Genomic DNA, 24,755 nt, shown 5'->3' with positions numbered 1-24,755 from the left:
TTGCCGGTACCTGTGTCGCCGGTTTACGGTGACAGCACCGATCGTCTCGGCAGGGAATGGAGTGACCGATGCGGATCAGGTTCGAGGGCGATTCCGACGGGGTGCGGGTCCGCATGCACTTCGAGCAGCACCGCCGGCGCTGGCTGGCCGTGCGGATCATGCTGGGGATTCTGGCCGCCATCGGCCTGCTGACCGGCCTGTGGGCGGTGCTCGCGCCACGCTCCTGGTACACCAGTTTCCCGGGTTTCGGGATGCAGTGGATCTCGGTGGACGGCCCGTTCAATCACCACCTGGCCGGCGATGTCGGCGGCTTCTTCCTGGCACTGGGCGCGATCTCGCTGTTCGCGCTGTGGCGCGGCGGCGCGGCGCTCGCGCAGGCGACCGGGCTGGGCTGGCTGGTGTTCTCGGTGCCGCATCTGATCTATCACGCCGCGCACAAGCCCGCCGAGCTCGGATCGGTCAGCTACGCACTCAGCCTGATCAGCGTCTTCGCGCTGCTCGGGCTCGGGGTGGCCTGCTTGCTGGTGCCGCCGCCCGGCCGTCAGGTGCCCGACCCGGACCCGATCGAATTCCGCTTTCCGCGGCGGCGAACTCGCTGAAACTATCTCCGCCCCACAGCCTTTCGGCCGCGGGGCGGAGCGGATAGCTGATTCAGCGGGACCATTCCCAGCCTCGGACGGAGGTGAGGTGGCCCAGGGCCCGCACCACGGCCGGCGCGCACAGATGGCCGTCTTCTGGTCCGAGCCAAGCCATTTCGGCTATTTCCGCGGCGGGAGCCGGTACGCCGGATCCCGGTGCGCGGAAGCAGTGCATCTCGACGAGGGTGCCGGGGCGACCGTGGGCCGGAGCCGTGATGATCACCTCGGGTGTGACGGCGTGTTCGGAAAGCCGCACGCCGACTTCCTCTCGGACTTCACGGACGAGCGCTCGCGCCAGGGTCTCCCCCGGCTCGGGTTTGCCGCCGGGAAGATAGAAGGCGTCGCGGCCCCGAGTGCGAACCGCGAGCAGCCTGCCATCCTCCACACACAACCAAGCAACGGACGTGAGCGTTCGTTCCATGCCCAGCAGCCTACGACCTACCGAAATTCGGTGCGGCTCAGGCCTCGAGGGCTTCGAGCAGCGCGGCCCGCTGGCGGGCGCCCAGTCCACCGATCCGGCGATCCTCCGGGATCTCGGCCTGGTCCATCAGCTTGGCGGCCTTGACCGGTCCGACTCCGGGCAGCGCCTTGATCACGGCGGCGACCTTCGTCTTCTTCACCAGGTCATCGTTCTCCGCCTTCTTCAGCAGTTCGGCGACCGAGACCTTGCCAGCTTTCACCTTGCCGATCAGTTCGGAGCGCGCCTTGCGCACCGCGGCCGCTTTGGCCAACGCCTCGGTGCGCTGCTCGGCGGTCATCGTGGGCAGTGCCATAACTCCTCCGCTTTCACTCGTCACTCGAAATCTGGATCGAACATCTGGTTGACCGGACCGAGTAAACAGCACGTACCTGGCGGTTCCGTGCCGACACACCGCGTGAATGTGGCGATGAGTTTCTGGTGTCGCGGCGTCGAAACCCGTGCACCGCCCGCATATAACGGGCGAAACGGACGAAAGGAATACGGAACATGCAGCTTTCACTTACCCGGTTCGTCACCTCGTGGGTGACTGCCGGGCGCCCGGCGGTCCGGAGGAAGATACCAGTGCCGGATTCGCGCACGGCGGGTGGCGCTCCCCCACGGCGACGGGATCTCCGGGAAGTTCCACATCGCACCCCGCGCACGGATCGGCGCGTTCGCACCGATCCGGCGCAGCTAAGGCAGTTCTCGAGTTGTTTTCCCCCACAGCATATTCCGGCATTTCCGGCCATCGCTCGCCCGTGCCTTTTGCCGAAATGCGTTGGACAGTAAGCACTCAGCGATTCCCGACAGCCGCGCGGCGAATTTCCGCGGCGGGGAGATCAGCCCCGGCTCACCGGCACGCGCATCGCCCCGCCCGGGCCCGAAAACGCGCCCGCACAGGCCCCCTGACAGGCGTAACGGCGAACGGGCGCGCACCGACGTAATCAACACAAAGCCCTGCACAGGACAAAGGTTCAACGGCGAACCAGGGGGAGCAATGGCGCTCCCCACCCCGGGCGCGACCCACGGGTCGTCACCGGTCCACAGCAGCCAGCACCACAGTGCCACAGCCAGGAGCTTCCGGGTCGTCGGCGGTGTAATCCGCCCGGGCGACCCGCCTGGTGAGATCCCCACCCGCGGCGGCGGGGCACACTGCTACCCTCCGAATTGGAACAGGTTTCAATTCGCTAGGGGTTTTCATGACACAGCAGATCCGCGACGTGGTCGAGCAGTACGTCAAGCTGGTCGGTTCCGGTCCGACCGAGGACATTGTGCAGCTCTACGCACCCGATGCCACGGTGGAAGACCCCATCGGCAGCGAACCCCGCCAGGGCCACGCGGCCATCCGGGAGTTCTACGAGGTGATCGCCAACCTGGATCGGGAAACCGAACTGCACGCCGAGACGGTGCGGATCGCGGGCAACCACGCGGCCTTCCTGTTCACCCTGGTCACCAAGTTCGGCGACCAGCGCTTCACCCTGTCCCCCATCGACGTGATGGAGTTCGACGACGCGGGCAAGATCATCCGCATGCGCGCGTACTGGAGCCAAGACGACATGAGCAGTGCCCCCAGCTGAGTCGCCGGGGGCACTGGAATCGGAGTGCGGGCCGGACTCCGCGAGCCCGGGCCGCACAGCCGCTAGTCGTCGAGTACGGCCGTAGCCAGATCCGGGACGAGTTCGAAGTCGGCCGCCGTCCGCGCGACCTCGAAGACCCGATCGACACAGGACGTGCCCGCTACCAGCCGCAGCCTGCGCCGGGTGTGCCCGGTCCAATCGCGGGCCTCCATCAGCACGCGCAGGCCGGCGACGCCGAAGAACGTCACGTTGGAGAGATCGACGACCACCGTGGGCGCCGCGGTATCGAGACAGCCGATCAGCTCCCGGCGGAAGCGGTCGGCGGTGAATTGGTCGATCTCGCCCGCGACCGCGCACAGCGTGACGGATTTACTCGGATGGGTGATCGACACCTGGAGCCGGTCGGCGGGATGTGGCCGTTGCGGCATGGCAAAGCGCCGTCGCGTGGGCGAGGCGGTGAGTCGGGTGGTAATGACGGACATGGGAACCCCGGTCCTGTCGCGCACGGCAACCTGAAAACCATTACCGGCGTGCATTTTTTCACCACGAGCAATGTGGCTCGCAACTAGGCTGGCTGCTCAACCCTTGATACAGGTGTACCCCAACAGACAGGTCTGTACACCTGCGAATCTCGAAATCGACGCGATTCCGGTATCGACTACGCCAGACCGCGGATATGACCGAACGGCCCGTGCGTCCAGTGGACGCACGGGCCGTTCGAGGCTGTAGCCGGAATGCCTAGGCCGACTTCTCGCGGCGCTCGGCGCGCTGAGCCTTGCGCGGGACGATCGTGGGCAGCACGTTCTCGGTGACCGTGTCGGCGTTCACGACAACCTTGGCGACATCGTCGCGGCTGGGGATGTCGTACATCACCGGGAGCAGCACTTCCTCCATGATGGCGCGCAGGCCGCGGGCGCCGGTGCCACGCAGGATGGCCTGATCGGCGATGGCCTCGAGCGCGTCCTGGGTGAACTCCAGATCGACGCCGTCCATCTCGAACAGGCGGATGTACTGCTTCACGAGCGCGTTCTTCGGCTCGGAGAGGATCTTGACCAGTGATTCCTTGTCCAGGTTGGTCACCGAGGCGACGACCGGCAGGCGGCCGATGAACTCGGGGATCAGGCCGAACTTGATCAGATCCTCGGGCATCACCTCGGCGAAGTGATCGATCGTGTCGACCTCCGCCTTGGAGCGCACCTCGGAGCCGAAGCCGATGCCGCGATGGCCGGTGCGGTCGGAGACGATCTTCTCCAGGCCCGCGAACGCGCCCGCCACGATGAAAAGCACGTTGGTGGTGTCGATCTGGATGAATTCCTGGTGCGGGTGCTTGCGGCCGCCCTGCGGCGGCACCGACGCCTGGGTGCCCTCCAGGATCTTCAGCAGGGCCTGCTGCACGCCCTCGCCGGAGACGTCGCGCGTGATCGAGGGGTTCTCGCTCTTCCGGGCGATCTTGTCGACCTCGTCGATGTAGATGATGCCCGTCTCGGCGCGCTTGACGTCGTAGTCGGCGGCCTGGATCAGCTTGAGCAGGATGTTCTCGACATCCTCGCCGACATAGCCGGCCTCGGTGAGCGCGGTGGCGTCGGCGATGGCGAACGGCACGTTCAGCATCTTCGCCAAGGTTTGCGCGAGGTAGGTCTTGCCGCAGCCGGTGGGGCCGAGCATCAGGATGTTGGACTTGGCCAGCTCGACCATCTCGCCGCGGCTGTCGCGGCTCTTGTCGCCGGCCTGGATGCGCTTGTAATGGTTGTAGACGGCCACGGCGAGGGTGCGCTTGGCGGTGTCCTGCCCGATGACGTAGTTCTCCAGGAAATCCCGGATCTCCGCCGGCTTGGGCAGCTCATCGAGCTTGACCTCGCTGGACTCGGCCAGCTCTTCCTCGATGATCTCGTTGCACAGGTCGATGCACTCGTCGCAGATGTACACCCCTGGTCCCGCAATGAGCTTCTTGACCTGCTTCTGGCTCTTTCCGCAGAACGAGCACTTGAGCAGATCGCCGCCATCTCCGATGCGCGCCATCTCGTGGGTCCCTACTTCCTTGTCCGCGTGCAACCGTCTATCCAGGTTGCCAGCTTTCCGCCGTACTCGCGTGTAATCACGAACACTTCGAGTGTTTCCCGCGGGTCGGGCGGCGCCGTCAACCGGGAGCAAAGGTCCCTAGCTCGACCGTACCCGGTCAGTGCGACGGAGGTCGACAACTCGAGCATGTTTCTCGCCGCGGGATGTGCGAGTTCTCACTGCTTTGTAACACGTTCCGCGCTACGAGGGCGGATTCGCCCCGGCCGGAGCCCGGAATCGCCGATCCGCGCGTTCCCGTGCGCGAATCGACCGGAGAAAACAGGCCGGGCAGTCTGCCGCGTGGCACACTGCCCGGCCGAATTCACCTGACAATCAGCAACATCCGAGCATCCCGGCGTTCGCCGGGAGGGCCCGAACCGCGTTGCTTACTTCTGTGCGCTCAGCTTGCGGTAATCGAACACCGTGTCGACGATGCCGTATTCCTTGGCGTCCTGCGCGGTGAGGATCTTGTCGCGGTCGGTGTCCTTGCGGATGGTGTCCGCGTCCTTGCCGGTGTGGCGAGCCAGCGTGGTCTCCATCAGGCGGCGCATGCGCTCGATCTCGGCGGCCTGGATCTCCAGATCCGACACCTGGCCCTGGATGCCACCCTCCAGCGACGGCTGGTGGATGAGCACGCGGGCGTTGGGCAGGCAGGCGCGCTTGCCCGGCGTGCCGGCGGCCAGCAGCACGGCGGCGGCCGAGGCGGCCTGACCCAGGCAGACGGTGGCGACGTCGGCGCGCACGTACTGCATGGTGTCGTAGATGGCCATCAGCGAGGTGAACGAGCCACCCGGCGAGTTGATGTACATGGTGATGTCACGGTCGGGATCCAGCGACTCCAGCACCAGCAGCTGCGCCATGATGTCGTTGGCCGAGGCGTCGTCCACCTGCACACCGAGGAAGATGATGCGCTCCTCGAACAGCTTGTTGTACGGGTTGGACTCCTTCACACCGAAGCTCGAGTGCTCGATGAACGAAGGCAGGATGTAGCGGGCCTGGGGGCTCGCCGGTGCGATGCCGGACAGTCCGGCGCGCGGGTCGATCAGGGCCATCTTCGTCTCCAAAGTCTGTGTGAGTGAGCGGTTTTCGCTGCGGCTCAGTTACCCGCGCCGTTCGCCTGGTTGGCGTGGCCGATCACGTGATCGATGAAGCCGTACTCCTGGGCCTGCTTGGCGGTGAACCAGCGGTCGCGGTCGGCGTCGGCGGTGACCTGCTCCAGGGACTTGCCGGTGTGCTGCGCCTGCAACTCGTTGAGCTCACGCTTGGTGTGCGCGAACTGCTCGGCCATGATCGCGATGTCGGCGGCCGAGCCACCGATGCCGGCCGAGGGCTGGTGCATCATGATCCGCGCGTGCGGCAGCGCGTAGCGCTTGCCCTTGGTGCCGGCGGTGAGCAGGAACTGCCCCATCGAGGCCGCCAGACCCATGCCGAAGGTGGCGATATCGCACTCGACGAACTGCATGGTGTCGTAGATGGCCATACCCGCGGTGACCGAGCCACCCGGCGAGTTGATGTAGAGCAAGATGTCCTTGCTGGGATCCTCCGCCGCGAGCAGCAGGATCTGGGCGCACAGCCTGTTGGCGATATCGTCGTCGACCTGCTGGCCCAGGAAGATGATGCGCTCACGCAGCAGGCGCTCGTACACCGAATCACTGAGGTTGAGACCAGCAGTCGCGGCTGTCATGACGACCCCTGCCTGGTTGTTTGTCACGGATACCTGCCTTCTCTTCTCACCGGCTTGCTTGTACGGAAAAACCTACACAGCGTTCGCTGACACAAACACTAACGAAGCGGGGCGGCACCGAACTCCCGGTACCGCCCCTTCTTCGCTCAGAGCGCAATCAAGATCTTGCTGCCCTGGGCTTTTCTGAAATCTATTCGGCGGCCACGGTCTCTTCGGCGGCCTCTTCCACGTTCTCGTCGGCCGGAGCGCCGAACATCTCGGCGGTGTCGACCGCGTTGCCCTCGGAGTCGGTCACCTTGACCTGACCGACGATGCCGGCCAGCGCCTTGCCGCGGCGCACGTCGGCGAAGATCGCGCCGAGCTGGCCCGCCTGCTGCACCTGCTGGATGAACTGCTCCGGCGACAGGCCGTAGCGCTGGGACTGGAACAGGATCCGCTCGGTGAGCTCCTCCTGGCCGACCTGGGTGCCCTCGGCCTCGGCCACGGCGTCCAGCAGCAGCTGGGTCTTGACCGACTTCTCGGCCGACTCCTTGGTGTCCTTCTTGAACTCCTCCAGCGAGGAGCCCTGCGCCTCGAGCGCCTCGGCCAGCTTGGCCTCGTCGTGGTCGAAGCCGTGCACGGCGTCGTGCTCGACGGCCTCGATCTCGGCCTTCACCACGGCCTCGGGCAGCGGGACCTCGACCTTGTCGAGCAGCGCCTCGAGCACCTTGTCGCGGATCTCGCCGGCCTGGGTGACCTGCTTGCTGCGCTGGACGCGAGTCTTCAGGTCTTCCTTGAGCTCGTCGAGGGTGTCGAATTCCGAAGCCAGCTGGGCGAATTCGTCGTCGGCCTCGGGCAGCTCGCGCTCCTTGACCGACTGCACCGTCACCTTGATGACGGCTTCCTTGCCCGCGTGCTCGCCGGCCACCAGCGTGGAGGTGAACTCACCGGACTCGCCGGCGGACAGGCCGACGACGGCCTCGTCCAGGCCCTCGATGAGCTGACCGGAGCCGACCTCGTGCGACAGGCCGGTGGTGGAGGCGTCGGCGACCTCTTCGCCGTCCACGGTGGCGGACAGGTCGATGGAGATGAAATCGCCCTCCTTGACGGCGCGCTCGACGCCGGTCAGCGTGCCGAAGCGCTGACGCAGTGACTGCAGCTGCTCGTCGATGTCCTCGTCGGAGATGGTGAACGCGTCGACGGTGACCTCGATGTCGTCGTAGGCCGGGAGGGTGATCTCCGGGCGCACGTCGACCTCGGCGCTGAAGGCGAGCTCCTGGCCGTCTTCGATCTTGGTGATGTCGATCTCCGGCTGGCCGATGACCTTGAGCTCGGCGGCCTGCACGGCCTCGCTGTAGCGGCCCGGCAGCACGTCGTTGACGACCTGCTCCAGCACGGCGCCGCGGCCCAGGCGGGCCTCGAGCAGCTTGGCCGGGGCCTTGCCGGGACGGAAGCCGGGGATGCGAACCTGCTGGGCCAGCGCCTTGTACGCCTTGTCGAAGTCGGGCTTCAGCTCCTCGAAGGGCACCTCGACATTGATCCGGACCCGGGTCGGGCTCAGCTGCTCGACGGTGCTCTTCACGGACATGCTCCTTGTTCGTTGTGCGGTTCGGTCATCGTTGTCGTTGGCTGCGCAAACGTGGCGTGCGCACGCCGAAATCCGCTTCGATGATGGAAGGGGACCCGGGCTCGTCGGGACGACGAGGCGGTGTACGCATCCCGACCAGGTTAGTTGAACGCCGCCGAGGGTGTATTTCCACCCCCGGCGGTCGGGTTGCCCGCGAGCGGACTTATCGGCCGATCTTGACCGCGTCGGTGACGAAGACCAGCGTCTCGTTCGGCTGGATGCCGTTGCCGCCGGCGCCGTAGCCCAGGGCCGGCGGCACGATCAGCAGCCGGCGCGCGCCCTGCTGCACGCCGACCAGGCCCTGGTCCCAGCCCTGGATGACCTGGCCCGCGCCGAGGGTGAGGGGGAACGGCTTGCCCCGGTCGAAGGAGCTGTCCAGCTTCTTCTTGTCCGACCAGGTGACCAGCGAGTAGTTCATGGTCACGGCCTGGCCGGCGGCCGCACCGGCGCCGCTGCCCGCGACCAGATCCTTGGTGACCAGCTTGGTCGGCGGCGTGCAGGTGTCCGGGATGGTGATCTTCGGCGCGGTGCCGAAACCGCCGACCACCTCGATGTCGTCGGCGGTGCACTCCGCGTTGGTCTGCTGCGCCGGGACCTTGCCGAAGGTGGGTTCCGCGGAGCTCTTGTTGTCCTCGTCGCCACCGCAAGCGGTCAGTGTGAGCGCGGTCGCGGCGACGGCGACCGTTCCGAGGATCCTGGCCAGTGTTCGCATGCGGCGGACCCTATTGCACCGGCCGGTCGCGCGGCCATCCGGCCTCGATCCGGTGCTGCCTCCCGCAGAATGGGTACTGCACGCAAGACGGCTGGATTCCACCGAGCGTGAGGAGCCCGTTGATGACCCACCTGGCCAGTGCCGGGGGCGATACCTCGGCCGACAACGTCGAGAGCTCCGGCGGCGACACCGTCGCGCCCACCCCCTATCGTCTCGGCGACGCACCGGGCCCGCTCGAGCGGGACGAACTCGCCTCGATCGACGCGTGGTGGCGCGCCGCCAACTATCTGGCGGTCGGCCAGATCTATCTGATGGACAATCCGCTGCTGCGCGCACCGCTGGCGGCCGAGCACATCAAGCCGCGCCTGCTCGGGCATTTCGGCACCGTGCCCGGATTGAACCTGGTGTGGGTGCACGCCAACCGGGCGATCCGGCGGCGCGGGCTGAACGCCGCGTTCGTCGCCGGGCCGGGGCACGGCGGTCCCGGGCCCAATGCCTGTGCCTGGCTGGAGGGCACCTACTCCGAGCTGTACAGCCACATCCCGCGCGACGCGGCCGGCATGGGCGCACTGTTCGCGCAGTTCTCCTTCCCCGGCGGGGTGCCGAGCCACTGCGCGCCGGAGACGCCCGGCTCGTTCCACGAGGGCGGCGAACTCGGCTATTCGCTGCTGCACGCCTTCGGCGCGGCCCTGGACAATCCCGATCTCACCGTGTTCTGCGTGGTCGGCGACGGCGAGGCCGAGACAGGCCCGCTGGCCGCCAGCTGGCACGCCAACAAGTTCCTCAATCCGGCGCGGGACGGCGCGGTGCTGCCGGTGCTGGCGCTGAACGAGTACAAGATCGCCAATCCGACCATCCTCGCCCGCATTCCGGAGCCGGAACTGCTCTCGCTGCTGCGCGGCTACGGCTACGACCCGCTGGTGGTGGCGGGCGCCGATCCGGCCACCGTGCACCAGGACATGGCCGCGGCCGTGGACACCTGCCTGGAGCGGATCGCGCGGATCCAGCGGGCGGCGCGCGGCGGCGCCGACGAGCAGCGGCCGAGCTGGCCGATGATCGTGCTGCGCACTCCCAAGGGCTGGACCTGCCCGCCCAAGGTGGACGGTGACCAGGTCGAGGGCACGTTCCGCGCGCATCAGGTGCCGTTGCCCGGCGCCCGCACCAACGACGACCATCGCGCGGTGCTCGAACAGTGGCTGCGCTCCTATCGGCCCGAGGAGCTCTTCGACGACGACGGCCGCCCGGTCGCCGAACTCACCGACCTGATGCCCGGCGGCGACCGGCGGATGAGCGCGAACCCGGTGGCCAACGGCGGCATGCTGGTCCGTGATCTGCGACTGCCGGACTGGCGCGGCTACGGCGTCCCGGTGGACGCGCCCGGCGCCGCCCAGCACGAGGCCACCCGCGTGCTGGGCGCCTGGCTGCGCGATGTCACCGCCGCCAACCCGGACAACTTCCTGACCTTCGCCCCGGACGAACTGGCGAGCAACCGCCTCCAGGACATCCTCGAGGTCACCGGCCGGGACTGGCAGGCCGAGATCGGCCGCTACGACGAACATCTGGACCCCCGCGGCCGGGTCATCGAGGTGCTCTCCGAGCACATGTGCCAGGGCCTGCTGGAGGGCTACCTGCTCACCGGCAGGCACGGGGTGTTCACCTGCTACGAGGCGTTCATCCACATCATCGACGCCATGTTCAACCAGCACGCCAAATGGCTGGACGCGAGCGCGCAGGTGCCCTGGCGGCGGCCCATCGCGAGCCTGAACTATCTGCTCTCCTCGCATGTCTGGCGACAGGACCACAACGGATTCACCCATCAGGATCCCGGCTTCCTGGACGTGGTGCTGAACAAGAAGCCCGAGATCGTGCGGGTCTATCTGCCGCCGGACGCCAACACCCTGCTCTCGGTCTACGACCACTGCCTGCGCTCCAAGCACTACGTCAACGTGGTGGTGGCCGGGAAACAGCCTCAGGCGGACTGGCTTTCGGTCGCCGACGCCGCCGTGCACTGCGCGCGCGGCGCCGGGATCTGGGATTGGGCCGGGCACAACGACACCCTCGGCACCACCCCGGATGTGGTGCTCGCCTGCGCCGGCGACGTCCCGACGCTGGAAACCCTGGCCGCGGCGGCGATCCTGCGCGACCGCATGCGGGACCTGCGAATCCGAGTCGTCAACGTGGTCGACCTGATGCGGCTGCTGCCCGAACACGAGCATCCACACGGCCTGCCGGACCGGGAATTCGACACGTTGTTCACCCGGGACCGCCCGGTGATCTTCGCTTTCCACGGCTATCCGTGGCTGATCCACCGGCTGACCTACAAGCGCGCCAACCATTCCGAAATGCACGTTCGCGGCTACAAGGAGAAGGGCACCACCACAACGCCTTTCGACATGGTGATGCTCAACGACATGGATCGCTACCACCTGGTGATGGACGTCATCGACCGGGTGCCCGGCCTGCGCGAGAAGGCGGCCGGATTGCGCCAGGAGATGGTGGACGCGCGCTGGAACGCCCGGGCCTGGACTCGCGAGCACGGCGAGGACATCCCGGTGGTCGCCGACTGGACCTGGCCCGACCCCAGCCGCTGAAACTCCCTTGCGGCGTTCGCACAGGTGAGCGACGATCGCAGCATGCTCTTGACCATCACCTGCACACGACCGGCGGGCGCGGACTGGCCCGCCTCCGATCTGGGGTTCCTGCTGCACAAGAACCCCGGACGGGTGCAGGCGTTCGAGCAGTCCTACGGCACCGCGCACGTGCTGTATCCGGAGGCCGGCGAGCAGCGCTGCACGGTGGCGCTGCTGCTCGAGGTGGATCCGATCCGCCTGGTGCGCGGGCGTTCCCGCAACACCCCGGATTTCAGTCTCGGGCAGTACGTCAACGATCGGCCGTACGCGGCGTCCTCGCTGCTGTCGGTGGCGCTGGGGTCGGTCTTCCGCACCGCGCTGCGCGGGCGCTGTGAACTGCGCCCAAAGCTGGCGCAGACCGCGCTGCCGCTGCGCGTGGAACTGCCCGCGGTGCCGTGCAAGGGCGGGCCGGAGCTGGCGGCCAAGGTGTTCGCGCCGCTGGGCTGGGCGGTCGAGGCCACTCCCCTGCCCCTGGATCCGGCGTTTCCGGAATGGGGCGAATCCCATTACGTGCGAGTGGAACTCACCGGCACCATGCGCCTGGCGGACGCGCTCTCGCACCTGTATGTGCTGCTGCCGGTGCTCGACGGCGCCAAGCACTACTGGCTGGCCGCCGACGAGGTCGACAAACTGATCCGCACCGCCGCCGGGTGGCTGGCCGAGCACCCGGAGCGCGCCTGGATCACCCGGCGCTACCTGGCCCGGCGGCATTCGCTGGTGCGGACCGCGCTGGCGCGGCTGGCCGAGGTGGACGAGCTGGACCCGGAGGCGCTCGACGCGATCGAGGTGACGGCCGACGAGACACCCGAAACCGCACCGGACGCATCGCACGCCGACGGTGCGGCAGCCGCGCTCGACGGCGCTCATCGTGTCGAATCGGCAACGGCCCCCGGCACTTCGGGCCCGGACAGCGGTCCGCCGGGGTCCACACCCGAGGGTTCGACTCCGGCCGAGTCCGCAGCGCCGCAGCCCTCGCTGGCTGTCGCGCGGCGCGCGGCGGTGCGGGCGGCACTGCGCGAGGCCGGTGCGCACCGCGTGCTCGATCTCGGCTGCGGCGAAGGCGTGCTGCTGCGAGAACTGCTGTCGGACACCACGTTCACCGAGATCGTCGGCGTCGACGTGTCGATGCGCGCGCTGAACATCGCCAAGCGGCGACTGCGCCTGGAGCGCCTGCCCGAGCGGGTGGCCGGCCGGCTCACGCTGTGGCAGGGTGCGCTCACCTACACCGACGCCCGGCTGCGCGGATACGACGCGGCGGTGTTGATGGAGGTGATCGAGCACGTCGATCCGCCGCGGCTGGGCGCGCTCGAGCAGGCCGTCTTCGGTTCGGCCGCCCCGGCGACCGTTCTGGTGACCACGCCGAACGCGGAGTTCAACGTGCGCTACGAAACCCTGCCGCACGGCGATTTCCGGCACGACGACCACCGATTCGAGTGGACCCGGGCGGAATTCGCGACCTGGGCCGCGGGCGTCGCCACCCGCTATGGCTACACCGTGCGCCACGTCCCGATCGGCACGCCCGACGCGGAAGTGGGGTCACCCACCCAGCTGGCGGTCTTCACCGCCGCCACGCACCACGACGAGAAAGGAGCCGCGTGATGACCGAATTGAGCATCCCGGAGCTTTCGCTCGTCGTCCTGATCGGCAGTACCGGATCGGGCAAGTCCAGCTTCGCGCGCAAGCACTTCCGCTCGACGGCGATCGTGTCCTCCGACGCCTGCCGCGGCATCGTCAGCGACGACGAGAACGACCAGTCGGCGACACCGGACGCGTTCGCGCTGCTGCACCACATCGCGGGCGTGCGGCTGCGGCGCGGGCTGCGCACGGTCGTCGACGCCACCAATGTGCAGCCCAAGGCGCGGCAGGAGCTGGTGGCGGTGGCGCGGGCGCACGACGTGCTGCCCGTCGCGATCGTGCTGGACGTGCCGGACGCGGTCTGCCTGGAGCGCAACGCGGTCCGCGCCGATCGCGCGCACCTGGGCGCGCACGTGGTGACCCGGCAGCAGCGCGAACTGCGCCGCGGCCTGCGCGGACTGGAACGCGAGGGCTTCCGCAAGATCTACGTGCTGCGCGGCATCGCGGAGATCGATGCCGCGACCATCGCCGACGAGAAGGCGTGGAACGACAAGCGCGAGCTCACCGGCCCGTTCGACGTCATCGGCGACGTGCACGGGTGCCGCTCGGAACTCGAAACCCTGCTGGGGGCACTCGGTTACGAGCTGGAGCGCGACGACGCGGGCCGCCCGGCCGGCGCCCGGCACCCGGCCGGGCGCACCGCGGTGTTCGTAGGCGACCTGGTCGATCGCGGCCCGGACACCCCGGGCGTGCTGCGCCTGGTCATGGGCATGGTCGCGGCGGGGACGGCGCTGTGCGTCACCGGTAACCACGAGCACAAGCTGGTGCGCGCGCTCAGCGGCAAGAAGGTGAATCCGGCGCACGGCCTGGCCGAGTCACTGGCCCAGCTGGAGGCCGAGGACGAGGATTTCCGCAAGTCCGCGCTGGACTTCTGCCGTGGCCTGATCAGCCACTACGTGCTGGACGGCGGCAATCTCGTCGTCGCGCACGCCGGGCTGAAGGAGGAGTTCCACGGCCGGGCCTCGGGCCGGGTGCGCTCCTTCTGCATGTACGGCGAATCCACCGGCGAGACCGACGAATTCGGGCTGCCGGTGCGCTACCCGTGGGCCGAGGACTATCGCGGCCGCGCCACCGTGCTCTACGGGCACGTCCCGACGGCCGAGCTGGTCTGGGTGAACAACACGCTGTGCCTGGACACCGGCGCGGTCTTCGGCGGGCGGCTGTCCGCGCTGCGCTATCCGGAGCGCGAGCCGGTTTCCGTTCCGGCGGAACAGGTCTGGTATGAGCCGGTGCGGCCGTTGAACGCCACCACCATCGCCACGCCGGCCGGGGTGGTGCACCGCGACCCGGGCGTGCTCGATCTCGACGACGTGACCGGCCGCCGGGTCGTGGAAACCAGCCACCACGGCCGCGTCGGCGTCCAGGAGGAGAACGCCGGCGCGGCGCTGGAGGTGATGAGCCGCTTCGCGCTGGATCCGCGCTGGCTGGTGTATCTGCCGCCGACGATGTCGCCGTGCGCGACCTCGGACCGGGAGAGCTACCTGGAGCATCCGGCGGAAGCCTTCGCCTACTACCGCGCCGAGGGCGTCGAGCAGGTGGTGTGCGAGGAGAAGCACATGGGTTCGCGCGCGATCGTCGTGCTCACCCGGTCGGCGGCCGTCGCCCGCGATCGTTTCGGCGCGAACGACGGCGCGACCGGCGTGATCTACACCCGCACCGGGCGTCCGTTCTTCGACGACGCGACGCAGACCGAGGCCCTGCTGGCCCGGGTCCGCGCCGCCGCCGAGGCGGCCGGGCTGTTCGAGGAGTTGCGGACCGAGTGGCTGGTGCTCGACACCGAACTGCTGCCCTGGTCGGCGAAGGCGCTCGGGCTGCTGCGCGGCCAGTACGCCGCGGTCGGCGCGGCGGCGCGCGCGGCGCTCGGCTCCGCCTCGGAAGTTCTTGCCGCCGTGGCGAATCGCGGCCTGGACGTGAGCGAGCTGGCGGCCCGCACCACGGCTCGCCGCGCCGATGCCGACCGCTTCACCGCCGCCTACGGCCGCTACTGCTGGGGCGTGGACGGACTCGACGGTATCCGCCTGGCCCCGTTCCAGATCCTGGCGGGCGAGGGCGTGAACTACGCGCCCCGGGAGCATCTGTGGCATCTGGAGCGGATCGATCGCCTGGCCGCCGCCGACACCGGCCTGTTCACCACGACCGGCCGGATGGTGCTGGACCTGACCCAGCCGGAGCAGGAGGCCGCCGCGACGGCGTGGTGGACCGAGCTGACCGCCGCGGGCGGCGAGGGCATGGTCGTCAAGCCGGCGCGCTCGCTGGTGCGCGGGCCCGGGAAACCATCGGACGAGGCGAACGCCGAGCGCACCGGCCGCCTGGTCCAGCCCGGGGTGAAATGCCGTGGCCCGGAATACCTCCGGATCATCTACGGCCCGGAGTACCAGCGCCCGGACAACCTGGCGCGCCTGCGCAACCGCGGCCTCGGTCGCAAGCGCTCCATGGCGCTGCGCGAGTACGCCCTCGGCCTGGAGTCCCTGGACCGGTTCGTGGCGGGCGAACCGCTCTGGCGCGTGCACGAGGCGGTGTTCGCGGTGCTGGCCCTGGAGTCCGAGCCGGTCGACCCGCGCCTGTGAGCTGTTGCCGCGCGACGTGTCCGGCACACGTCGCGCGGCCTTTCGGCTAGGCCGCCGAGGCGCGAAAGGCGGTGGGGCTCTGCCCGCGATAGCGCTTGAACGCGGCGCTGAAACCGAACGGGTCGGCGTAGCCGACGGCCTTGGCGATCTGGGCGATGGTCTGCTCGGTACCGGCGAGCAGCTCCTCGGCCTCGTCCATGCGGAAGTCGGTGAGATAGCTCAGGGGCGGGCGGCCCATGAGGTCGGTGAAGCGCTTGGCGAACAGCGCCCGGGAGACGCCGGCCTCGGCGGCCAGGGTGGCAACCGACCAGGACCGGGAAGGGCTGGCGTGCATGGCTTTCAGGGCCGGCGCGACGATCGGATCGGACAGGCCGCGATACCAGGTGGGTGCGCCTGCGCCCGCTTGGTCGAACCAGGTGCGCAGGGTGCAGACCAGGGCCCAGTCCAGCAGGCGGTCCATCAGCGCCTGGGAACCGGCGAGGTGGTGGGCCGAATCGATGGCGGCCTTCTCCAGCCACTCGCAAGTGTCGACGTCTTCGCGCAGCACCAGCACCGGGGGCAGCGCCCGCAACAGCCGATCCGGCCGCCGGCCGGCCGCGCGGTAGGAGCCGACGATCAGCGCGGTGGTCTCGGGAGTGTCCGTGGCCCAGCGTATTCCGCTGATCTCCTGCTCGGCACAGTCCGAACTCGGTGCGAAGCAGGCCATTTCGTATTCGAGGTGAGAGCGGTCCAGCGAGCCGGGATCATCGGCCAGATGGAACGGCGCGCTCCCGCGCACCACCGCGGTGTCGCCCCGGCCGACCGGCCGCCGAGTGCCGTCGGCCAGCACCAGCACGCCTCCGCCGCGCAGCACCGAGATCATGGTCAGCGGAGCTTTTTCGGCGAAGCGGATGCTCCACGGCGGCTCCAGGCGCGCGTTGCTGACCACCGAGCCTTCCGCGCGGATGCCGTTCAGGAGAGAGCTCACCGGATCCATGCGACCATCGTAGACGAACTCCTATCCATCGAAGTGTTTCTCCTATGGATCGTCTACGCATTCAGAGGTGTACTCGAAGAGCCGAGAACATCCCGCAGAAAAGGAGCAAACCACCGTGCCGAACAACACCGCCCTCGTGGTCGTCGCCCACCATCGCACCGACTCGCTCACCGCGCATACCGCCCGCCGCACCACCGAGCGGCTCGAAGCCGCCGGCTATCGCGTCGACTATCTGGACCTGCACGCCGAGGGGTTCGACCCGCGGATGAACACCGCGGACCAGCCCGACTGGGGTAATCGAGACAAGGCGTATTCCGCTGTGGTGCAGGAACATATGGCTCGCCTGCTGGCCGCCGACGTGGTGGTCGCGGTGTTCCCGGTGTACTGGCAGCACCTGCCGGCGCTGCTGAAGGGCTGGATCGACCGGGTCTGGAACTACGGATTCGCCTACGGCCGCAGCAAGCCCCGGCTCGCGGGCAAGCGCATGCTGTGGCTCGGTCTGGCCGGTATCGCCGGTGACGACGCCTTCCTGCCCGGCATGCAGGCCACGCTGGAGAACAATCTCAGCGCGGGCATCGCCTACTACTGCGGTTTCGCCTACTCCCGGGTGGGCGTGCTCCCGGATGCCGAGGAACGGCCGCAGCGGCTGGACGACGCGGGGAATCTGCTTCTCGGGGCGGCCGTAGCGGGCGCGGAACGCGACGCGCAATACGCCGAATTCGACCGCAGGACAGCGGAATTCCTGGACGAGTTCCTGGTCGCCGAGGTGGTACCGGCGTGAGCCTCAGCTGATCGCCGCGAGGCGCTTGAGCTGCGCGGCCAGGGCATGCTCGGTGACCGGCGCCAGGGTGAGTTCGGTGCTGGTGGTCAGCAGGTAGCGGCCGTCACCGGTGAAATCCAGCCAGGTGCGATGCCGGGTGGGCGGGGACATGGGGTCCTGCGGCGCCACGGTGACGGTGATGAAGCCCCGGGCGTCGATGGGGCGGTGCAGGGTGCGGCGCAAAGTGGCTGCGCGGCGGGCGATGTCGGTCTGCTGCCAGTGCGCCGGATCGTCGTAGAGCACCGCTTCGCGCGGTTCGCGCATGGCGGGCAGGCGCCCCGACGGCGCGGACCCGATCGTGGTCACCAGATGATGCGGGACATTGCGGGCGTGGCAGGCGATGACGGTGACATCGCACGGGCCGGCGATCAGCACCGTGCCCCACACCTGATGGGTGGCGCCGAAGGCGAGAATCGTCTCCTCGGACTGACCGTCGGGGGCGTAGCGATCACCGGAGATCGTGAGGGTGGTGGCGTCGGGGCGGGCGCACAGGGTGAGCGCGCCGGTCAGGTCCGGGTCGGCGTTGCGCACGAAGCGCTCGGCGAGTTTCAGCTTGTCCCAGTCGTTCTCGTTGCGCACCGTGCCGCGATGGGCCATGTTGATGGGGTACGGGCGCCGGTCCAGGCCGGTCTCCACCGACCACACGTAGGTGAATTCGTCCGGGCTGAATTCCCATCTCACGGTAGCTCTCCCGGCCTGTCGCCGAAGGCGGGCACGGCATCTCCGGAGGCCACCAGCGTCGAGTTGTAGAGGAAGGTCAGCGCGTCCTGCGCGTCGGCGAGGGCATCCGCGGCGGCGATGTCGTGCGCCATCTTCCGCGGGCCACCCTCCACCACCTCGACCACCGGATCCGGATGCGGCACATAGGCCGCCGGCGGCGCGGGGATGGCGTCGCGCACCTTCTGCGCGGCCGCGGAATTGCCCTCCATCAGCCGGCGCACCTCGCCGCAGACCTGCTGGGCCGCCGCCCCGGCCTCGATGAACTCCTCGGTCGAGGCCCGGGCGGATGCGGCGGCGACGCCGCCCCATTCGCCGAACTCGCGGCGGACCGCGACGGCGAAGGCGTCGAACGACTCGGCCAGGGTCTGCGCCGCCGCACCCCAGCCGTCCGCGGTTCGCCCCAGCGCGGCCGGGTCCAGCGCCTCGTGCACCTGGTCCCAGATCTCCTGATGGGTATAGGCGTCGAAGGATTCACGATCGGGAACATAGGCCGGATCGGTGCCCGGCGCACCCCGGCGCTGCTCGGTCATGGTGTGCCCCCCAGTTGCTCATCCGCCCGCGACGCCGCGCCGGGCAACCCGTGCCCCCTCACCGATAGCACCAGGCTCACCCCCTCGATCTAGGTCCGCGGCACAGTCATCGAGCCCCGGCAGCCTATCAGCGGCGACGGCGGCCAACCGGGCGAACCCACGCGGTGGTAGCAAATTCCAATCATGTGCGGTGTCAGTTGTCCCAGGTCACCGTGCCGGTCGCGGAACGGGCCCCTATCCCGCAGTGGCCCAGGCTATCTCGGCGCCTCCGCGGAGACCGCCGCCCGGTAATAGCAAGCAGCTTGCTGTCGCCGAATGTAACCCGCGTCACTCTTCGGGCGCGCTGCGCCAGATCTCGCCGATCGGGCGCAGGACCGCCGGCGCGGGCATCGGCGGCGGCGCGGGCGTGCGGGAGAACCGCGGCGCGGGCGCGGGCTGCTTGAGGCCCTCGATATCAATGACCGAGCCGCGGGCGGTGAGATGTGCGTCCTCGGCGGCCTCGGTGAAGGTGAGCACCGGCGTGACACAGGCGTCGACGTCGTCGAACAGCGCCGCCCACTCGCGCTGTGTCCGCGTCGCGAATTTCTCGGCGAAAGCCTTGCGCAGTACCTCTTGACCGGCCCGGTCTCGTTGCGGCGGCAGCGATTCCGGGTCCAGCTCGAGCACGCGCAGTAGTTCGGCGTAGAACTGCGGCTCGTATGCGCCCACCGCCATGTGCCTGCCGTCGGCCGTGGCATACGTGTCGTACCAGGCCATTCCGGTATCGAGCAGGTTGGTGCCGCGCTCGGGCGACCACTGCCCGAGTTGGGCCATGGTCCAGAACACGTGCGACAGCGTCATGACGCCGTCCACCATCGCGGCGTCCACGACCTGCCCCTGGCCGGAGCGGTCCCGCTCCAGCAACGCCGCGAGCACGCCCAGCACCAGGAACACCGAGCCGCCGCCGTAGTCGCCGAGCAGGTTGATCGGCGGCACCGGGCGCTCGCCGCGGCGGCCGATGGCGTGCAGCGCGCCGGTCAGCCCGATGTAGTTGATGTCGTGCCCGGCCTGCCGGGCACGCGGGCCGTTCTGGCCCCAGCCGGTCATTCGGGCGAACACGAGCTGCGGATTGCGGTGCAGCACAACCTCGGGCCCCAGCCCGAGCCGCTCGGCCACCCCCGGCCGGAAGCCCTCGATCAGCACATCCGCGCGTTCGGCGAGCGCCAGCACGGCGGCCAGGTCGGCCGGATTCTTCAGGTCGGCGGCGGTGAGGGTCCGGCCGCGCAACTGCGCCGGGGTGGCCGTGTGGTCCGGGACGCGTTGCACCCGCACCACATCCGCACCCAGATCGGCGAGCATCATGCCCGCGTGCGGACCGGGGCCGAGGCCGGCCAGCTCGATGACCCGGATGCCCGCGAGCGGACCCTTCGATGTGCCCACGTGCGCAACCCCCTGAATCGCCGGCCGATCCGGCAAGTAGAACACGTTATATTTCGCCGCACCCCCGCTTCAGCGCCATCCCAGCGTTCAGGAGGCGGCGGACCGCAGGCGGGCGGCGCGCAGCAGTAGATAGTCACGCTCCGGCGTGCTGGTCGTGCGCGCCGCCGCGGCCCGATAGGCGGCGATGGCGGCGGGATGATCGCCCGCCATTTCCTGGAGATGACCGCGCACCGCGTCGAGCCGGTGACTGCCGGCCAGCTGCTTCTCCAGGGCATCGACCAAATCCAAACCGGCGGAGGGACCCTCGACCATGGCGACGGCCACCGCGCGATTGAGGGCGACCATCGGATTCGGCGCGAGGCGTTCGAAGATGTCGTACAGCGCCAGGATCCGGGACCAGTCGGTGTCCTCGGGCCGCGCCGCCTCGGCGTGCACCGCCGCGATCGCGGCCTGGACCTGATACGGACCCGAAAGCCCCTGCGCCAGTGTGCCCGTCGTCAATCGCACACCCTCGGTGATGAGCCCGCGGTCCCACCGGGAGCGGTCCTGCTCGGCGAGCGGGATGAGCTCGCCGAGCGCGCCGGTGCGGGCCGCGCGCCGGGCGTCGGTGAGCAGCATCAGCGCAAGCAGACCGGCGACCTCGGTGTCGACGGGCAGCAGGGCGTGGATCGAACGGGTCAGGCGGATCGCCTCCCCCGACAGATCGGTGCGCTGGAGCTGCGCACCCGCGCTCGTGGTGTGCCCCTCGGTGAAGATCAGGTACAGCACGTGCAGGACCGGACCGAGCCGGGCGCGCCATTCGGCGTCACCGGGGCGGGCGAACGGGCGGTCCAGCGTGGACAGCTTCTTCTTGGCGCGCGTGATCCGTTGCGCCATGGTCGCTTCCGGGAGCAGGAAGGCGCTCGCGATCTCGGCGGTGCCCAGGCCGCCGACCGCGCGCAGGGTCAGCGCGATCGCGGCCGCGTCGGACAGCGCCGGGTGACAGCAGAGGAAGTACATGGCCAGCGTGTCGTCCCGGTCGACGGTCTCGGCGTCGGCGACCTCGCGCTCGAATACCGCGACCTCGCGGTGGCGGCGGGCGACCTCGGCGCGCACCGCGTCGGCCATCCGCCGCTGCGCCACCTGGATCAGCCAGCCGCGCGGATTGGCCGGCGTGCCCTCGGCCGGCCACTGCGTCGCCGCGGCCAGCAACGCCTCCTGGACGGCGTCCTCGGCCGCGCCGAAATCGCCGAAGCGGCGCACGAGCACGCCGAGGACCTGCGGCGCCAGCTCGCGCAGCAGGTCCGTACCGGCTCGGGAGAGCGTCTCGGTCACGCGCTGTCCGGGTGGCTCATCAGCGCCCGGACCTCGATGTACTCCCCGATCGGCCGCCCGCCCGGGCCCGGGCTCGCCGAGGCCCGCGCCGCGATCTCCAGGGCGCGCTCGGGGCTGTCTACGTCCACCAGCCAGTACCCGGCCAGGAATTCCTTGGTTTCCGGAAAGGGCCCGTCGGTCACCACCGGCGCGGAGCGGCCGTCGGAGCTGACGATGCGGGCCTCGTCGGGACCCGCGAGCCCCTGCGCGTCCACCAGTTCGCCGGACTTGGCCAGCTCGTCGCCCAGCGCCCGCTGGAACTCGATGTGCGCCGCGATGTCCTCCGGCGCCCACTCGCTGATCGGGGTGTCGCAGTGGGCCGCGTCGCCATAGGTCTTCAGCAGCAGGTATTTCATGGTCGGCTCCTTGCCGTTCGGCGCGCCCGTCCGGCGCTCTCGAGGGTAGGTCGGAACCGGCACGCCGCTCTCGACGTATTCGCGGGAGTGTGACCTACTTCACAATTCGGCCGAGGTATCGGCCAGGCGGTCGGCGTCGACGGGATCGCCCGAGTTGATCAACTCCTTGATCCGGTCGGTGACATCCCAGACGTTGACGTTCATGCCCGCCAGCACCCGATCCGCCGAATCCAGCCAGAACGCCACGAACTCCCGCTTGCCCGGATCGCCGCGCACCACCACGCGCGCGTAGTCCCCCGGCGCGGCGTAGCCGGTGTACTCCATGCCGACGTCGTACTGATCGGTGAAAAAGTAAGGGAGCCGGTCGTATTCGGCGCTCTCGCCGAGCATGGTGCGTGCCGCGACCGCGGGCTGGTTCAGCGCGTTGGCCCAGTGCTCGACCCGGATCCGCCGGTGCAGGCGCGGATGGTCTTGCGCGGCGATGTCGCCGACGGCGACGATGTCGGGGTCGGCGGTGGCCAGGCTCGCGTCCACCAGCACGCCGTTGTCCACCTCGAGCCCGGCCGCCTCGGCCAAGCCCACGTTCGGCGCCGCGCCGACCGCGATCAGCACCGCGTCGGCGTCGACCGAGCTGCCGTCGGCCAACCGCAGGCCCGACGCGCCGATCTCGGACACGCCCGCGTCCAGGCGCAGGTCGACGCCGTTGTCGCGGTGCAACTGGGCGAAGAACTCGCCCATCTCCGGCCCGAGCGCCCCGAGCAGCGGCAGTCGCGCGGACTCGACGACGGTGACCTCGACTCCGGCCGACCGGGCCGCGGCCGCGACCTCGAGGCCGATCCAGCCCGCGCCGACGACGGCCAGGCGCCCGATCTTGGACGCGCCGCCGAACAGATCCAGAATGGCGTCGGAATCCTCGATAGTGCGCAGCTGACGCACGTTCGGCCCGTCGGCGCCGGGCAGATCCAGCCGCCGCGGCGCGGAGCCGGTGGCCAGGGCCAGCTTGTCGTAGCCGAGCGTCGAACCGTCGGGGAGTGTCACCGTTTTCGCGGCGCGATCGATGGCGCGCACCTCGGTGCCGAGCCGCACGTCGACGCGATGATCGCGGTACCAGTCCCCCGTCGCCGCGGTGAAATCCGCGAGGTTCTTCTTGCCGAACAGATGTTCCTTGGACAGTGGTGGCCGCTCGTAGGGCAAATGCTCCTCGGCGCCGATCAGCGTGATCTGCCCGTCGAAATCATTGGCCCGCAAGGCTTCCGCGAGCTTGGCGGCGGCCAGACCGCCGCCGACGATGACGAAATGACGTTCCGAGGTCATGGCGGACTCCTTGCCGTGGTGGGAACCGGGACTCCGCTACCTACCCTACTGGCGGGGCGCCGGTGTCAACCCGGGTTCGGCGAACGGGAACGAATCGCGCGAGCGCGTGGTTGGTCTTCGATAACGGCCGTGCCGCGTGCGTCGGCGGCTGCCGCACCACCGATCGAGAGGAATACCGTGACCGAGAAGAATGTCGCCGATTTCTGGTTCGACCCGCTGTGCCCGTGGTGCTGGATCACCTCGCGCTGGATCCTGGAGGTCGAGAAGGTCCGCGACATCGAGGCCCGATTCCACGTGATGAGCCTGTCGGTGCTCAACGAGGACCGCGAGGATCTCCCCGAGCAGTACCGCGAGCTCCTGGCCACCGGCTGGGGCCCGGTCCGGGTCGCGATCGCCGCCGCGCAGGAGCACGGCGACAAGATCCTGTCGCCCCTCTACACCGCGATGGGCAGCCGCATCCACGACCGCCGGGCCGAATACGAGCGCGACGACCGCAAGGAGAGTTTGGCCGCGGTGATCGCCGACGCGCTCGCCGAGGTCGGCCTGCCCGCCGAGCTGGCCCAGGCGGCCGAGAGCACCGAGTACGACGAGGCGCTGCGCGCCAGCCACCACGCCGGCATGGACAAGGTCGGCAAGGATGTCGGCACGCCGACCATCCATGTCAACGGCGTCGCGTTCTTCGGTCCGGTGCTCTCGCGCATCCCGCGCGGCGAGGACGCGGGCAAGGTGTGGGACGGCGTGGTCGCGCTGGCGTCCTACCCGCACTTCTTCGAATTGAAGCGCACCCGCACCGAAGACCCCGCCTTCGACTGAGCCCGGCTACGGGACGGGTTTCGGCGGCTGCGCCGGAACCTGTCCGTAGGGGGTGGCCGCGCCGGCGGGCGGCGGCGTCTCCGGGCGCATGAACAGCTTGCCGTGGCGGGTGCGGTCCCGCAGCGCCCACATGCGCCAGGTCAGCACCGGATGGCTGGACATGGCGTTGTACACCCAGACGAAGAAGCCCTGCTCGGACGTGGCCCGGTTGGCCATCTCGTCGTAGGCGACCAGGGTGTTGAGGTACTTGCCCGCCGCCAGCGTGCCCATCGCGGCCGGCGTACCCGCGTAGCGGAAGCAGACGCCGTGATTGTCGGCGGTGTATTCCTGGGCGCGCAGCAGCGCGGGGCCCAGCAGCGGCAGGAACGGCGCCAGATACATCCCCAGCATCCGCCAGTACGAGGCGTGGCCCGCCGCGATGTGCCCGACCTCGTGCCCGATGATGAAGGCCAGCGCGTCGGGTTCGCGTGCGGCGCCGCCGATCTCGAACAGGTCGCTGTTCACCGCGACGAAGCGGCGGAAGCCGTGGCCGGAGGCGAAGGCGTTGATCTGACCGTTGCCGAGCACCACGTAGGCGTCGGGCGGCGTCGCCATGCCGAAGCGCGCGGCCGCCTCGGCCACCATCCGGTACCCCTCGGGGAACTGGGTGGGCGACATCTTGACGCCGTTGACCCGCAGCCGGGCGTAGAGCGTGCCGCGGCCGAACCACACCAGCAGCGGCGCGAGCAGCAGATAGAAGGTGTAGACGCCCAGGGCGGTCTCGCCGCCCAGGAACAGCACCAGCACGAGATCCAGCGCGGCGACGAGGAAGATCAGCGCGGTGATGCCGACGACCACGCAGAGCAGCCCGATCTCCCAGCTGTGCCGGGCCGGCATGCCGAACGGCG

At 69.3% G+C, this 24,755-nt stretch carries 23 protein-coding genes; 7 read left to right on the top strand and 16 right to left on the bottom strand.

Translation table 11 applies throughout. From position 1 onward, the window contains the following. The first annotated feature begins 68 nt into the window (after positions 1 to 68). Positions 69 to 599, top strand: coding sequence for a hypothetical protein (locus tag AB0I43_RS09995; protein ID WP_356971083.1), 531 nt, complete (start codon positions 69 to 71; stop codon positions 597 to 599). Between the two features lie 52 nt (positions 600 to 651). Here the strand turns inward: AB0I43_RS09995 and AB0I43_RS09990 are convergent, their stop codons facing one another. Both AB0I43_RS09990 and mihF read right to left on the bottom strand, forming a co-directional pair. Continuing rightward, positions 652 to 1,059 carry an NUDIX domain-containing protein gene (locus AB0I43_RS09990; RefSeq protein ID WP_356971084.1) on the bottom strand — a complete coding sequence of 136 codons (408 nt, stop codon included), beginning with the start codon at positions 1,057 to 1,059 and terminating at the stop codon, positions 652 to 654. 37 nt (positions 1,060 to 1,096) lie between these two features. Continuing rightward, positions 1,097 to 1,411, bottom strand: a complete 315-nt coding sequence (gene mihF, locus AB0I43_RS09985) for an integration host factor, actinobacterial type (protein WP_356971085.1) — start codon at positions 1,409 to 1,411, stop codon at positions 1,097 to 1,099. Between the two features lie 886 nt (positions 1,412 to 2,297). Here mihF and AB0I43_RS09980 point away from each other — a divergent pair. Continuing rightward, entirely contained in the window at positions 2,298 to 2,675 is a 378-nt protein-coding gene (locus tag AB0I43_RS09980; protein ID WP_356971087.1) for a nuclear transport factor 2 family protein, read from the top strand. A 62-nt stretch (positions 2,676 to 2,737) separates the two neighbouring features. On the opposite strand, the gene AB0I43_RS09975 is transcribed toward AB0I43_RS09980, so the two are convergent. From AB0I43_RS09975 to AB0I43_RS09950, 6 genes are all read right to left on the bottom strand, one after another. After that, a complete protein-coding gene (locus AB0I43_RS09975; RefSeq protein ID WP_356971088.1) occupies positions 2,738 to 3,103 on the bottom strand; it encodes an STAS domain-containing protein in 366 nt (121 codons plus the stop codon). Between the two features lie 310 nt (positions 3,104 to 3,413). Next, positions 3,414 to 4,694 carry an ATP-dependent Clp protease ATP-binding subunit ClpX gene (gene clpX, locus AB0I43_RS09970; protein ID WP_356971089.1) on the bottom strand — a complete coding sequence of 427 codons (1,281 nt, stop codon included), beginning with the start codon at positions 4,692 to 4,694 and terminating at the stop codon, positions 3,414 to 3,416. Positions 4,695 to 5,119: 425 nt separating this feature from the next. Continuing rightward, the gene (locus AB0I43_RS09965) at positions 5,120 to 5,785 is read right to left on the bottom strand and encodes an ATP-dependent Clp protease proteolytic subunit (protein ID WP_356971091.1); all 666 of its coding nucleotides are present in this window, start codon (positions 5,783 to 5,785) and stop codon (positions 5,120 to 5,122) included. Between the two features lie 44 nt (positions 5,786 to 5,829). Beyond that, entirely contained in the window at positions 5,830 to 6,417 is a 588-nt protein-coding gene (locus AB0I43_RS09960) for an ATP-dependent Clp protease proteolytic subunit (RefSeq protein WP_356971093.1), read from the bottom strand. A gap of 190 nt (positions 6,418 to 6,607) precedes the next feature. After that, the gene (gene tig / locus AB0I43_RS09955; protein ID WP_356971094.1) at positions 6,608 to 7,978 is read right to left on the bottom strand and encodes a trigger factor; all 1,371 of its coding nucleotides are present in this window, start codon (positions 7,976 to 7,978) and stop codon (positions 6,608 to 6,610) included. Between the two features lie 208 nt (positions 7,979 to 8,186). Continuing rightward, positions 8,187 to 8,735 (bottom strand): FKBP-type peptidyl-prolyl cis-trans isomerase, encoded by a 549-nt coding sequence (locus tag AB0I43_RS09950; protein WP_356971096.1) that lies wholly within the window; start codon positions 8,733 to 8,735, stop codon positions 8,187 to 8,189. 122 nt (positions 8,736 to 8,857) lie between these two features. On the opposite strand from AB0I43_RS09950, the gene AB0I43_RS09945 reads away from it, so the two are divergent. From AB0I43_RS09945 to AB0I43_RS09935, 3 genes are read left to right on the top strand one after another with little or no spacing between them, the layout of a single operon-like run. Next, positions 8,858 to 11,326, top strand: coding sequence for a phosphoketolase family protein (locus tag AB0I43_RS09945; protein WP_356971098.1), 2,469 nt, complete (start codon positions 8,858 to 8,860; stop codon positions 11,324 to 11,326). 42 nt (positions 11,327 to 11,368) lie between these two features. After that, entirely contained in the window at positions 11,369 to 12,964 is a 1,596-nt protein-coding gene (locus AB0I43_RS09940; RefSeq protein WP_356971099.1) for a 3' terminal RNA ribose 2'-O-methyltransferase Hen1, read from the top strand. Beyond that, on the top strand, positions 12,964 to 15,567 hold the full coding sequence (locus AB0I43_RS09935; RefSeq protein WP_356971101.1) for a polynucleotide kinase-phosphatase: 2,604 nt from the start codon (positions 12,964 to 12,966) through the stop codon (positions 15,565 to 15,567). Before AB0I43_RS09940 ends, AB0I43_RS09935 begins: the two co-directional genes overlap by 1 nt. Positions 15,568 to 15,613: 46 nt before the next feature. On the opposite strand, the gene AB0I43_RS09930 is transcribed toward AB0I43_RS09935, so the two are convergent. After that, positions 15,614 to 16,543, bottom strand: a complete 930-nt coding sequence (locus tag AB0I43_RS09930) for an AraC family transcriptional regulator (RefSeq protein ID WP_356971102.1) — start codon at positions 16,541 to 16,543, stop codon at positions 15,614 to 15,616. Between the two features lie 115 nt (positions 16,544 to 16,658). Here AB0I43_RS09930 and AB0I43_RS09925 point away from each other — a divergent pair, with 115 nt between their 5' ends. Continuing rightward, on the top strand, positions 16,659 to 17,324 hold the full coding sequence (locus AB0I43_RS09925; protein ID WP_356971104.1) for an NAD(P)H oxidoreductase: 666 nt from the start codon (positions 16,659 to 16,661) through the stop codon (positions 17,322 to 17,324). A 3-nt stretch (positions 17,325 to 17,327) separates the two neighbouring features. Here the strand turns inward: AB0I43_RS09925 and AB0I43_RS09920 are convergent, their stop codons facing one another. The 6 genes from AB0I43_RS09920 to AB0I43_RS09895 all read right to left on the bottom strand — a co-directional run bounded on the left by AB0I43_RS09920 (position 17,328) and on the right by AB0I43_RS09895 (position 23,055). Then, on the bottom strand, positions 17,328 to 18,044 hold the full coding sequence (locus tag AB0I43_RS09920; RefSeq protein WP_356971105.1) for an ESX secretion-associated protein EspG: 717 nt from the start codon (positions 18,042 to 18,044) through the stop codon (positions 17,328 to 17,330). After that, complete coding sequence (locus tag AB0I43_RS09915) at positions 18,041 to 18,613, bottom strand: hypothetical protein (protein WP_356971107.1); 573 nt, start codon at positions 18,611 to 18,613, stop codon at positions 18,041 to 18,043. Before AB0I43_RS09915 ends, AB0I43_RS09920 begins: the two co-directional genes overlap by 4 nt. A 327-nt stretch (positions 18,614 to 18,940) precedes the next feature. Beyond that, complete coding sequence (locus AB0I43_RS09910; RefSeq protein WP_356971109.1) at positions 18,941 to 20,032, bottom strand: CaiB/BaiF CoA-transferase family protein; 1,092 nt, start codon at positions 20,030 to 20,032, stop codon at positions 18,941 to 18,943. A gap of 87 nt (positions 20,033 to 20,119) precedes the next feature. Beyond that, positions 20,120 to 21,346 carry a DUF6596 domain-containing protein gene (locus tag AB0I43_RS09905; RefSeq protein ID WP_356971111.1) on the bottom strand — a complete coding sequence of 409 codons (1,227 nt, stop codon included), beginning with the start codon at positions 21,344 to 21,346 and terminating at the stop codon, positions 20,120 to 20,122. Further along, positions 21,343 to 21,741 (bottom strand): YciI family protein, encoded by a 399-nt coding sequence (locus AB0I43_RS09900; RefSeq protein ID WP_356971112.1) that lies wholly within the window; start codon positions 21,739 to 21,741, stop codon positions 21,343 to 21,345. The genes AB0I43_RS09905 and AB0I43_RS09900 overlap by 4 nt, the downstream gene beginning before the upstream one ends. Before the next feature lie 99 nt (positions 21,742 to 21,840). Next, the gene (locus tag AB0I43_RS09895; protein ID WP_357431687.1) at positions 21,841 to 23,055 is read right to left on the bottom strand and encodes an FAD-dependent oxidoreductase; all 1,215 of its coding nucleotides are present in this window, start codon (positions 23,053 to 23,055) and stop codon (positions 21,841 to 21,843) included. A gap of 177 nt (positions 23,056 to 23,232) precedes the next feature. Here AB0I43_RS09895 and AB0I43_RS09890 point away from each other — a divergent pair, with 177 nt between their 5' ends. Next, entirely contained in the window at positions 23,233 to 23,868 is a 636-nt protein-coding gene (locus AB0I43_RS09890) for a disulfide bond formation protein DsbA (RefSeq protein ID WP_356971116.1), read from the top strand. 6 nt (positions 23,869 to 23,874) lie between these two features. On the opposite strand, the gene AB0I43_RS09885 is transcribed toward AB0I43_RS09890, so the two are convergent. Further along, entirely contained in the window at positions 23,875 to 24,744 is an 870-nt protein-coding gene (locus tag AB0I43_RS09885; protein ID WP_356971440.1) for a M48 family metallopeptidase, read from the bottom strand. Positions 24,745 to 24,755 lie beyond the last annotated feature (11 nt).

The organism is Nocardia sp. NPDC050435, from assembly GCF_040655395.1.
Classification (GTDB): Bacteria; Actinomycetota; Actinomycetes; order Mycobacteriales; family Mycobacteriaceae; genus Nocardia.
Note: the sequence above shows the minus strand (reverse complement) of the source record. Positions and strands in the feature narration are given on the sequence as shown.